This window comes from Gemmiger formicilis, from assembly GCF_016901605.1.
Classification (GTDB): domain Bacteria; phylum Bacillota; class Clostridia; order Oscillospirales; family Ruminococcaceae; genus Gemmiger; species Gemmiger formicilis_B.
The window spans coordinates 1-11926 of record NZ_JACJKP010000086.1 but is presented as its reverse complement, the minus strand read 5'-3'; the positions used below and the strand labels follow the sequence as shown (position 1 = coordinate 11926).

10 protein-coding genes are annotated in these 11926 nt (G+C 57.5%); all 10 read left to right on the top strand.

Annotated features, from left to right (window positions below; translation table 11 throughout):
* On the top strand, positions 1–919 hold a 919-nt coding region (rfbH, locus tag H6B10_RS08225; RefSeq protein WP_204651153.1), incomplete at its 5' end, for a lipopolysaccharide biosynthesis protein RfbH.
* Positions 920–934: 15 nt separating this feature from the next.
* Positions 935–2770 carry a thiamine pyrophosphate-binding protein gene (locus tag H6B10_RS08220; protein WP_204651152.1) on the top strand — a complete coding sequence of 612 codons (1836 nt, stop codon included), beginning with the start codon at positions 935–937 and terminating at the stop codon, positions 2768–2770.
* A 3-nt stretch (positions 2771–2773) separates the two neighbouring features.
* Positions 2774–3709: an NAD-dependent epimerase/dehydratase family protein gene (locus H6B10_RS08215; RefSeq protein WP_204651151.1), complete on the top strand. Its 936-nt coding sequence runs from the start codon at positions 2774–2776 to the stop codon at positions 3707–3709.
* A complete protein-coding gene (locus H6B10_RS08210; protein ID WP_204651150.1) occupies positions 3706–4683 on the top strand; it encodes a glycosyltransferase family 2 protein in 978 nt (325 codons plus the stop codon). The genes H6B10_RS08215 and H6B10_RS08210 overlap by 4 nt, the downstream gene beginning before the upstream one ends.
* A 135-nt stretch (positions 4684–4818) precedes the next feature.
* Positions 4819–5949 carry a dTDP-4-amino-4,6-dideoxygalactose transaminase gene (gene rffA, locus H6B10_RS08205; protein WP_204651149.1) on the top strand — a complete coding sequence of 377 codons (1131 nt, stop codon included), beginning with the start codon at positions 4819–4821 and terminating at the stop codon, positions 5947–5949.
* Complete coding sequence (locus H6B10_RS08200; protein WP_204651148.1) at positions 5924–7432, top strand: hypothetical protein; 1509 nt, start codon at positions 5924–5926, stop codon at positions 7430–7432. Before rffA ends, H6B10_RS08200 begins: the two co-directional genes overlap by 26 nt.
* Before the next feature lie 16 nt (positions 7433–7448).
* A complete protein-coding gene (locus H6B10_RS08195; protein WP_204651147.1) occupies positions 7449–7979 on the top strand; it encodes a GNAT family N-acetyltransferase in 531 nt (176 codons plus the stop codon).
* A gap of 25 nt (positions 7980–8004) precedes the next feature.
* The gene (locus H6B10_RS08190) at positions 8005–9513 is read left to right on the top strand and encodes a hypothetical protein (RefSeq protein ID WP_204651146.1); all 1509 of its coding nucleotides are present in this window, start codon (positions 8005–8007) and stop codon (positions 9511–9513) included.
* Positions 9514–9565: 52 nt separating this feature from the next.
* On the top strand, positions 9566–11059 hold the full coding sequence (locus H6B10_RS08185; RefSeq protein WP_204651145.1) for a hypothetical protein: 1494 nt from the start codon (positions 9566–9568) through the stop codon (positions 11057–11059).
* A 5-nt stretch (positions 11060–11064) separates the two neighbouring features.
* Positions 11065–11926, top strand: an 862-nt coding sequence (locus H6B10_RS08180; protein WP_204651144.1) for a hypothetical protein, incomplete at its 3' end; no start/stop codon positions are given.

Below are 11926 nucleotides of genomic sequence, written 5' to 3'. Positions count from 1 at the left end.
CGTGACGGTACCCCAGTACAACATTGATGTGACCAAACTGGAAGCAGCGCTTTCCCCCAAAACCAAGGCCGTCATGATCGCCCACACGCTGGGCAATCCCTTTGACCTGGCCGCGGTGCGTGCTTTCTGTGACCGCCATAATCTCTGGCTGGTGGAGGACAACTGCGACGCGCTGGGGACCCAATATACCATCGACGGCGTCACCAAATTCACCGGCACCTGGGGTGATATCGGTACGTCCAGCTTCTACCCGCCGCACCACATGACGATGGGCGAAGGCGGCTGTGTTTATACCGATAATCCGCAGCTTCACCGCATCCTGCTCTCTTTCCGGGATTGGGGCCGGGACTGTGTCTGCCCCTCGGGTCGGGATAACTTCTGCGGCCACCGGTTTGACGGCCAGTTCGGCGAACTGCCCAAAGGATATGACCACAAATACGTATACAGCCACTTTGGCTATAACCTGAAAGTGACCGATATGCAGGCGGCCATCGGCTGCGAACAGCTGAAAAAGTTCCCCTCCTTCATCGAGCGCCGCCGCCACAACTGGGATCGGCTGCGCGCTGCGCTGGAGCCGGCTGCCGATGTGCTGATTTTGCCGGAACCGGCGCCCAACAGCCGCCCGTCCTGGTTCGGCTTCCTGATTTCGGTGCGGCCGGAAAGCGGTATCGACCGCAACGCCGTTACCCGCTATATTGAAGAACATAACGTCCAGACCCGGCTGCTGTTCAGCGGCAATCTGATCAAGCACCCCTGCTTTGACCAGATCCGCGGCACTGATGCGTACCGGGTGGCTGGTTCGCTGGATGTTACCGAATTTGTCATGCGAAATACTTTCTGGGTGGGGGTGTACCCCGGTATGAGCGACGCTATGATCGACTATATGGCCCAGGTCATCCGTGAGGCCGTGGGCCGCTGAGAGAGGGCAAAAGCAGTGAAGCAACGATTGGCGGACTATGTGGCGGATTTCCTGGCCGCCCACGGCGTCACCGATGTGTTTTCGGTGGTGGGCGGGGGTGCCATGCATCTCAACGATGCACTGGGCCATCATCCGGCACTCCATGTGACCTACAACCACCACGAACAGGCATGCGCCATGGCAGCCGAGGCTTATGCCCGGCTGGACAACCACATTGCGGCGGTCTGCGTCACCACCGGGCCCGGCGGAACCAATGCCCTGACCGGTGTACTGGGGGGCTGGTTGGATTCCATCCCCATGTTTGTGATCTCGGGGCAGGTGCGCTATGATACCACCGCCCGTTATGCCATGCAGTATACCGACGGTTTGCCCTTGCGCGCGGTGGGGGATCAGGAATACGACATTGTGAAGTCGGTTGCTCCCATGACAAAATACGCCGTCATGATCGAGGACCCCGCCACTATCCGCTACCATTTGGAACGGGCCTGGCATCTGGCTACCACCGGCCGTCCCGGTCCCGTCTGGCTGGACATTCCGGTGAATTTCCAGGGCGGTTACATCGAGACCGACACGCTGGGGGGATATGACCCTAGCGAAGATGACGCCCGATTGCCGCCGCCGGTAGGCGAGGATGTCATTCAAACCGTGCTGGACAAGATTCGGAAAGCCAAGCGGCCGGTGTTCCACGCCGGGTATGGTATCCGCTTGTCCGGCGGGTATGAGGCTTTCCGTTCGGTATTGGAAAAACTGCAGATTCCGGTGGTGACCTACTGGAACGCGGTGGATCTTATCGAGGATGAACACCCTCTTTACTGCGGACGTGCCGGCAATATGGGGGACCGCCCCGGGAACTGGGCCATTCAGAACGCCGACCTGATCCTGGCCGTGGGAACACGCATTTCCATCCGGCAGGTGGGCTATAACTGGAAAACCTGGGCCCGTGCAGCCGAAGTCATTATGGTGGACATTGATCCTGCCGAAATGAAAAAGCCTACCCTTCATGTGGAGATGCCCGTCTGGGCGGATGCCAAAGACTTCCTGACCAAACTGGATGCAGCGGCCGCCGCCCCGGTCAGCCCGGCGGAGGACTGGCGGCAGACCTGCCAGCGGTGGAAGCGGGAGTACCCCACCGTACTGCCGCGCCAGTGGGAGGAAAACGGCGAAACGGCCAATGTATATGCCTTTATCCGCTATCTCAGCAGCTGCCTGCCGGAAAACAGCCTTACCGCTGTATCCAATGGTGCCTGCTGTGTGGTGGGAAACCAGGCTTATGTGATTCAAAAGGGAAGCCGAATGGCCAACAACAGTGCGGTGGCCAGTATGGGCTATGGCCTGCCGGCAGCCATCGGCACCTGCCTGGGCGGCGGGCGCCGGACCACCATCTGCCTGGAAGGGGACGGCAGCATCATGATGAACCTGCAGGAACTGCAGACCATCCTGACCAACCGGCTGCCCGTCAAGATTTTCCTGATCAACAATCAGGGGTATCACTCCATTCGCCTGACCCAGAACAACCTGTTCCGGGATCATGGCAAGGTGGGCATCGGCCCCGAGAGCGGGGACCTCTCCTTCCCGGACTACGCCAAACTGGCGGCGGCATTCGGCTATCCGTATTTCTGTGCGCACTCCAACGCCGGGATGAAAACGGCAGTGGATGCGGCGCTGGCAGTTGAAGGACCTGTTTTTTGTGAGATTTTCACCGATACCCGGCAGGTGTGGGAACCCAAAAGTTCCACCAAACGCCTGCCCGACGGTACCCTGGTAAGTCCGCCGCTGGAAGACCTGGCACCGTTTTTGCCGCGGGAGGAACTGGAACGCCAGATGTTCATCCCGCTGGTGCCGGAGGAATAAACAATGGTACAACGCAAGATTTGCACTGCGGTGGTGACCGGTCCTACCGGAACCATCGGCCATGCACTGTGCCGCAGGCTGCTGGCGGAGGGGTGCACGGTGTACGCGGTTACCCATCCCGGCAGCAAGCGGGCGGATACACTGCCCAAGGATGAACACCTGCACGTCATTTTTTGTGATGCGGCCGACTACGCGACACTGCCGGAACAGCTGGCTGAACCGGTGGATGCGTTTTTTCATCTGGCATGGGCCCACACCATCGGGGCCGGCCGCAATGATATGCCCGCCCAGATCGCCAACATTGCCTGTACAGTGGCGGCGGTACGCGCCGCAGCGCAGATGGGATGCTGTGTTTTTGTGGGAGCGGGCAGTCAGGCCGAATATGGCCGGGTGGAAGGCCTTTTGCGGCCCGACACCCCGACCCGACCGGAAAACGGTTACGGTATGGCCAAGCTGTGTGCCGGGCAGATGAGCCGCCTGGAATGTGAGCGCCTGGGTCTGGATCATGTCTGGCCGCGGGTGCTCTCGGTATATGGTCCCTATGATGGTCCCAGTACCATGATCTCCTCGGCCATCCGCACCCTGTTGGCCGGTGGGTGCCCGGCATTGACCGAAGGCATCCAGCAGTGGGATTACCTTTACGCGGACGATGCAGCCGAGGCATTCTGGCGGATGGCTGTGCATGGGTGCAGCGGGGCAGTTTACCCGCTGGGAAGCGGCCAGGCATTGCCGCTGCGCCGGTATATGGAACAGCTGCGGGATGCTATTGACCCCGCATTGCCGTTGGGCCTGGGGCAGATCCCCTATGGCCCGCGCCAGGTCATGCATCTGCAGGCGAATCTTTCCGCGCTGCGGCAGGACACCGGCTTTGAACCGCGGACGGCGTTTGCCGACGGAATCCGCAAAACCATTGAATGGATTAGGAAAGAACAACCATGAGTGAAGCCAAAAATGTCATTTCGGTAATGATCCCTACCTACAACGAGGAGGAAAACGCCCGTCCCATTTATGAGGCGGTGCGGGATGAAATCTGCAAAAGTCTGCCGCAGTATGACTACGAGATCCTCTTTATCGACAATAAGTCCAAGGATCGTACCCGTTCCATCATACGGCAGATTTGTGCCGAGGATAAGCACGTGCGGGCCATCTTCAACACAAAGAACTTCGGCCAGTTCAACAGTCCGTATTATGGGATGATCCATACCAGCGGAGACTGCACCATCACCATCTGTGCCGACTTCCAGGACCCGGTGGAGATGATCCCCAAGTTTGTGGCTGAATGGGAAAAGGGATATAAAATCGTGATTGGCCGCAAAACCAAAAGCGAGGAAAATCCGCTGGTTTATTTCCTGCGGGGGTGCTATTACAAGACCATCCGCAAGATGAGCAATGTGGAAATGATCGAGCAGTTTACCGGTTTTGGCCTGTATGACAAGAGCTTTATCCAGACCCTGCGCGATCTGCATGACCCCACCCCCTTTATCCGCGGTATCGTGGCGGAACTGGGGCCCGAACGTAAGGAGATCGAGTACGATCAGCCCCGCCGCCGCGCCGGCAAGACCCATAACAACTGGTACAGCCTGTTTGATGCAGCCATGCTCAGCTTTACCAGCTATACCAAAGTGGGCATGCGCATTGCGGAATTTTTCGGCTTTGGTATTGCATTCCTCAGCTTCCTGATCGGGCTGTTCTATCTGGTGGCAAAGCTGGTAGCCTGGAACAGTTTCCGCGCCGGATATGCCCCCACCATGATCGCCATTTTCTTTATGGGCGGTGTACAGCTGGCGTTTATGGGGTTCCTGGGCGAATACATCATGGCCATGAACACCCGCATTATGAACCGGCCTCTGGTGGTGGAGGAAGAACGCCTGAACTTCGATGAGCCGGATGAAACCAATACCTCCCATAGCTGAACCCAAGCGGAGCGGCAACCAGTTGCCGCCCCGCATTTTGTGTTTCACGGAGGTTGTAGAACCGCCCCGAATATGCTATACTACAAATAATTATTGTATTTTTCAAAATCGGCCCAAGAAAGAAGGCTTTTATCTATGATTCCTTTCAATGTGCCCCCTTGCGTAGGGGATGAGATTGAATACGTCAAACAAGCCATTGATTCCCATAAAATCTGCGGCGACGGCGCCTTCACAAAAAAGTGCAACGCCTGGTTGGAAGAGCGCTTCCAAGCCCAGAAAGTGCTGCTGACCACCAGCGGCACCACCGCCCTGGATATGGCCATGCTGCTGTGTGATCTGCAGCCGGGGGATGAAGTGATCCTGCCCAGCTACACTTTCTCCAGTACGGCTACGGCGTGTGTGCTGGCGGGGGCGAAACTGGTGTTTGTGGATGTTCGTCCCGATACCATGAACATTGACGAAACCAAGATCGAAGCAGCCATTACCGACAAGACCAAGGTCATTATGGTGATGCACTATGCCGGTGTTGCCTGCGAGATGGATACCATCATGGAGATTGCCCACCGCCACAACCTGATGGTGGTGGAGGATGCGGCTCAGGGCGTTATGAGCACCTATAAGGGCAAGGCGCTGGGCACCATTGGCGATTTCGGCTGCTACTCCTTCCATGAAACCAAGAACTACTCCATGGGCGAGGGCGGGGCTCTGGTCATCAATAACCCTGCCTACAACGAGCGAGCCGAGATCCTGCGGGAAAAAGGTACCAACCGGGCCAAGTTCTTCCGCGGTCAGGTGGACAAGTATACCTGGGTGGACTTTGGCGACAGCTATCTGCCCAGCGAACTGAATGCTGCGTACCTGTGGGCCCAGCTGCTCCATGCGGATGAGATCAATGAGAACCGCATGGCTACCTGGAATGCCTACCGGCAGGCATTTGCTCCGCTGGCGCAGGCGGGTAAGGTGGAATTGCAGACCCTGCCTGAAGGCTGTGAACACAATGCCCACATGTTCTACATCAAGTGCAAGGACCTGGCGGAACGGACGGCCCTGATTGATTACCTGAAGCAGAACGGGATTCTGGCGGTGTTCCACTACATTCCGCTGCACTCGGCACCGGCCGGCCTCAAATTCGGCCGTTTCGACGGGGAAGACCTCTACACCACCAGGGAGAGTGAGCGCCTGGTGCGTCTGCCCCTGTACTACGGTCTGACCGAAGAAGACCGCAACAAGGTTATTGAACATGTTCTGGCGTTCTACGCACAGTAAGTCCTTCTGGCTGGGGACGCTGGGCTGCGGTGCAGCGGCGCTGGCCTTTCTGCTGCTGTATGAGTGGATCGTGTACAAGGTACCGGTTACCGATATCTATCTGCCGGCCAGTTCCTGGAGCGATGAAGTGGTCTACAGCAAGCAGCTTTCTGCCGTGGTGCAGTATGGGGCGCCCCAGGGTTATTTCGGATTCAATGAATCCCATGCAGAGATCGGCACTTTTGCGGCCTGGGGCCCGGCGCTTTTCTGGATCTACGCACTGCCGGGCTTCTTTCTGCGCGGTGAAAATGCGTTCATTTGGTGCAGCTTGTTCTTTGTGGTGGCGGGCTGGCTGGTATTTGCCCGGGCAGTCCGCCTTAGTGTGCCACGGCAGGTGCTCTTTGCCGTGGTGCTGGCCTGCTTGAACGCTCCGCTGCGGTATATCTTTTCCGCCATGCAGGAGCCGTTTCACTATGCTGTGGTGCTTGCAGTCACCGGTATGGCGTTTCTGGTACGCAAAAGTGGTCGCCGCCCGGCCTGGGCGGCGCTGTGCATCCTGTGTGCGGCAGCTACCCTGGTACGCCCTTATAATGCGGTGCTGTGGCTGTATCCGTTGGCGTTGGCCTGGCCGCGCCGCCGTTCGTTGGCGGCATGCCTGGTGGGGGCTGCGGTTTCAACCGTCGGTACGCTGGTACTGATGTCCCGGTTCTATGCCCCGTACTTCTTTACCAATGTGGATACTGAACCGCTGCGGCTGCTGGCACATCTGCAGGTTTTGTCGGCGGCAAAATATGTGTTTTACAAACTGTCCGGTGCTTTGGGGCAGGTCTGGCAGGAGATTGCCGGGGCTGTTTCGGGGCAGGGCGGTGGATACTACCTGGTGTTTTTGCTGTTGCTGGCTGTTACGCTGGGCTGCCTGATCCGGGATGCCCGGCATAAGCGCGTCTTTTTCTGGAAGGGCTGTGCGGTTGCAGTGGCAGTGGTGATCTTTGCGGCACTGATGCTTATGTACCGCACGGCGGAAGCCTCCCGCCATACCCTTGTGCTGGATGTACTTCTGCTGGCTTCCCTGGTGATGGAAAGTCCGCGCCCCGCCGCGGGAACGGCTGCGGCCATAGCGGCACTTTCGGCAGTGGGGATCATTGCCCTGACGGCCAACGGCGGCTTTGGCATGCCTTCCTACCGGGAGGATATTGCCGTCGAAGTGGAGGCCCTGCAGACCGCGCTGATCCAAAGCCAGCAGGCGGTGGACAGTACGGACCCCTGGGATCATACCATTGCCTATTCCTTTGGGGATAACGCTCATGTGGGTATGCTGTATGCGGCGCCCGATGGCATGGGACTGCAGTTTGATGAGGCAACTTACCTGCTGGATACCGGGCATACGATCCATGCCCGGTATATGATGACCGGTGCCGGCAGTGCGGTGGAGCAGCGCCTGCTGGCGGAAGGATGGGCCCTTCTGTATCAGGGAACCTACTGCACCGTATATGAACGTTCGTAAGAGAGGATCTGAGGATATGATGCAGCAACTTCCGCGCATTGAAGGGGGACGGGTGGTGCTGCGCCCCATCACCGATGCGGATACCGATCACATCGTGGCCTGGCGCAATACCCCTGCCATCATGCAGAATTTTATTTTCCGCGAGAAATTCACGGTAGAAATGCACCGCAACTGGCTGGCCACCAAGGTGGCCAGCGGGAAGGTGGTGCAGTACATCATTGAGGAAAAGGCCACCGGCCGCCCTGTGGGGTCTGTCTATTTCCGGGATGTGGACCACAACAACCACAGTGCGGAATACGGCATCTTTATCGGGGAAGCGGACGCCCGCGGCAAGGGATTCGGTACCGAAACCGCCCGGCTGTTCACGGACTTTGGCTATCAGATACTGGGGCTGCACCGCATCAGTTTGCGCCTTCTGGCGGAAAACGAACCTGCACGCCGCAGCTATGAGAAAGCCGGTTTTGTGCTGGAAGGGACCTTCCGGGATATGGTGCTGCTGGACGGAAAATACCGGGACATTGTCTTTATGGCAAAACTGGCCCCGTAAAAACACATAAGTGGGGAGAAAACCTGTGGAAAAAGTAAAAAAATTGATGCGTACAACCCCCAACGCACTTCTCTGCGTTTTGGGGGCAATCGTGTTTCTGTTTGTCTTTTATTCGCTGGCCTACCGCACACCGCTGTGGGATGTCTGGCTTGCTCCCAATATGGACAATGATGAAGTCATTTACAACCGCCAGATCGTCAGTGTAATTACACACGGCGGTCCCCAGGGGTATTTTGGCTATGACGAAACCCATGCGGCCATTGGCCGTTACGGCGGCTGGGGCCCCATCCTGATCTGGGCCTATGCGCTGCCGGGCTTTTTGTTCGGCAGCAGCATCAACACGGTGTTCTGGTGCAATATTTTGTTCGGAATTCTGGGTCTGGCGATTTTTGCACGGGCAGCCCGGCTCAATGTATGGCAGCAGCTGGTCTGCGCGGCGACCCTGGTCTGCCTGTGGATTCCCCTGACCCTGATTTTCTGCGGTTCTTCGGAATCACTGCACAACGCTTTGGTTTTGATCACGGTGGGCGCTTCGGCCGCTTTGAGCCGCCGGTATTCACACGGGTGGTTTGTGCTGGCGGCCTTTGCCTGCGGGTTCCTTACCATTTCCCGTCCGTATGCGCTGTTGTTCTGGCTTTTCCCGCTGGTGGCACTGTGGAATGACGGCGTGCGCCGCCGGGTGGTCTGCGGCGTGACAGCCGCAGTCAGCTTTGTGGTGGCACTGTTCAATATGACGATGCTTACAGCACCCTACTTCAGCGGCAGTGGTCTGGATTTTACAGCACTGGAGATGTTGAAGCAGGGGGATGCCGCCGGGGCTGTGGCCTACCAGATGGAACATATTTCCATCCAGCTGCGCACCATCTGGGCAGAGGTTCTTCCTACCCTGCGCGGGAACACGACCCAGACAGGCGCCGGATGCCTGGTCTTTCTGGCTATTCTTCTGGTAACTGTGGCCTGCCTGGTATATGACTGGCGTGGCAAGCGCCCGGTGCGCTTCAAGATCGGTGCGCTGATCTGTTCGGTAGCAATTGCCGTGGTGCTGGTGGTGCTTTACAATGTTATGGCGCGCCACCTCATGCTGCCCTGCATGCTGCTGCTGGCCGCGCTGGTGATTGAAGACGCCCGGCCGGCGCTGGTTTATGTGCCGGTGCTGGCAATTCTGCTGCTGCCCATGAATGCCCAGCGCAGCAGCCTTTCCACCTCTTTCCCGGAGATGGCGGATCAGATCACCGCTGTGGAAGCGGCTCTGACCGAACGGGTAGAGGCGCGGAACAGCGACGATCCGTGGGACAACACACTGGCCTACGCCTATGATGACGATGTTTTCCATGGTTACCTGTACGCGGTGCCCGCGGGTATGGGAATTGAATTTGACTGGAATACCTATCTGGCAGATTCGTCCAAAACCATTTATTCCCGGTATGCAATGGTCAACCACGGTACGGCGGCCGAAGCTCGGCTGCTGGCGGATGGTTGGCAGGAAGTGATTTCCACAAACGATCTGGTCGTCTATGAACGCCAGGGGGAGTGAAAACTGAATGAAAATGGTGCGCTGTCCACAAAGCTTAAAGCGGTGCAGTTGGTTGGCTGTGGCACTTTGCGCGGCGGGGGCAGCCCTGTTTTTGCTGGTGGCCTACGTCTGGCTGTATCATGACTGTGACCTTTGGCACCTGTGGTTGCCTAAAAGTGCCAACAATGACGAAGTAATCTACAATCGCCAGGTGGTGGGGGTGCTTACCGGCGGCCAGCCACGGGGCGTTTTCGGTTATAACGAAAGCCGTGCGGCGCTGGGGCATTTTGGTGCCTGGGGACCGGTTCTCCCGCTTCTGTACGGAATTCCCGGGCTGCTGGTGGGAGTAGGCGTTAATACCATGTTCTGGTGCAACGTCCTTTTTGCCATAGCAGGATGGGTGATTTTTGCCCGGGGGGCACGGCTGTCCTGGAAAAAGCAGCTGGTCTTTGGTTTGGCGCTGCTCTGCGCTCTGATGCCCATGCAGCAGATTCTGGCAGGTACGGCGGAATCGCTCCAGTATTTCCTGATCTTTTGTGTGCTGGGGGCTTCGGCTGCGTTGCTGCGCCAGTTCCGGTTGGGCTGGTATCTGGTGCTGGCAGCTGCCTGTGGGTTGCTTACTGTTGTGCGGGCGTACACCATGCTGTTATGGTTGTTCCCCATCGGGCTGTTGTGGAAAACCCATCGCCGGCATGCCGTGGCAGCGCTGATGATGGCCCCTCTTTCCCTGGGAGCCTACTGCGTAATTACCAAACTGTGCAACGCTCCATATTTTTCCGGCGGCGATGTGGATCTTACGGTCTTTCATCTGCTGGCGAAGGGCCGGTTGTTTTCAGCAATCCGGTATGAGTGGAATGTGGTGTCAGAGGAACTGAGCACACTCTGGAACGACCATCTCCTGCCTACTTTTTCTGGTCACCCCACCCGGCAGGGCGTCGCGTTCCTGTTGCTTATGTTGTTGGTGGTGGCAACGGTGTGCAGCTTGGCGGATGATATGCGGCATCACCGGCAGATTCGCCTGCGCGTTTGCGCGCTGCTGTGCGTGGTATGCAGTCAGCTGGCCATGCTGGCCCTGTATGCCATTGACCCCATGGTGCGTCATTATACCATGCTGATGATTCTGCTGCTGGGGGCACTGGTTTGTGAATACTGGGCAGCATTTTTGATTTGTGTGCCTGCTTTGGCGGTGCAGGTTTGTCTGCCGGCTGCTTTGTGGCGGGAAACATTGCCCACCTACGATGCTGCTATGGATCAGCAGATCCAGACCATCCATACAGCTTTACAGCAGGAGATGGATGCCTGCCACAGCGAAGATCCCTGGGATTACACCGTGGCCTATGCCTGGCCCAGTGATGCTTTCCACGGATACTTGTATGCGGTGCCCGCAGGTATGGGTATACAGTTTGATTACAGCAGTTATATCGCCAACGAAGACAATCCTATCCATTCCCGCTATGCAATGGTCAAGCGCGGGGGTAAGGCGGAACAGCGCCTGATCGAGGATGACTGGCAGGAACTGGTGGTGTCAGAGGAAATCGTTGTCTATGAATGCCCGGAAGGAGAATAAGGGGAATGAACCTGATGACCGCAATTCAAAAAGGAGGCCGGAAACCATGGGTCCGGTGGCTGCTTTGCATTGCAGGAGCGGTGGCGTTTCTGGGCCTTGCCTATGTTGTGATTTATCACAATAAAGATCTCTGGCATCTGTGGCTGCCTGCCAGCGGCAATAACGATGAAGTGATTTATAACCGCCAGCTGGTGGGGGTGCTGCAGAACGGTCAGCCACAGGGCGTATTCGGTTACAATGAGGGCCGGGCCCAGGCCGGGCATTTCGGTGCCTGGGGGCCGGTGCTGATTTTGCTGTACGCAATACCGGGTGCCTTTGTGGGGGCCGGTGTCAACACCATGTTCTGGTGTAACATCTTCTTTGCGGTGGCAGGATGGGTGCTGTTTGCCATGGGAACCGGCCTGTCCTGGAAAAAACAGCTTCTTTTTGCGGGAATGGTGGTCTGCGCGTGGTTTCCGCTGCAGCAGGTTTTTACCGGCGCGGCAGAGCCGCTGCAGTTTTTCCTGATTTTGGCTATTGTAGGGGCCTGCGCAGCTTTGCATCGTAAATTTCACTGGGGCTGGGTTGTGGTGCTGTTCCTTGCTTGTGCCCTGACCACTGTGACCCGTGCCTATACGGTACTGTTCTGGATTTTCCCGGTGGTTTTGCTCTGGAAGCATCACCGCCGCCTGGCCATCGGCAGTGTTGCGGGGGCAGTGGTTTCCACAGGTGGATACTTGGCGGTGTCAAAACTGTTTTCCGCAGCCTTTTTTTCCAGCAATACCATTGATTTTGCAGCTTTTTCGCTGCTGATGGAAGGCAAGATCTTTCAGGCGGTGGCTTATGCCATGACCCATCTGGCCAATCAGTGCCGGGAACTATGGCGGG

Coding starts and splice junctions, on each gene's coding strand:
- rffA (WP_204651149.1), top strand. CDS start 4,819: ATGATTCCTTTCAATGTGCCCCCTTGCGTAGGGGATGAGATTGAATAC.
- H6B10_RS08210 (WP_204651150.1), top strand. CDS start 3,706: ATGAGTGAAGCCAAAAATGTCATTTCGGTAATGATCCCTACCTACAAC.
- H6B10_RS08195 (WP_204651147.1), top strand. CDS start 7,449: ATGATGCAGCAACTTCCGCGCATTGAAGGGGGACGGGTGGTGCTGCGC.
- H6B10_RS08215 (WP_204651151.1), top strand. CDS start 2,774: ATGGTACAACGCAAGATTTGCACTGCGGTGGTGACCGGTCCTACCGGA.
- H6B10_RS08200 (WP_204651148.1), top strand. CDS start 5,924: ATGTTCTGGCGTTCTACGCACAGTAAGTCCTTCTGGCTGGGGACGCTG.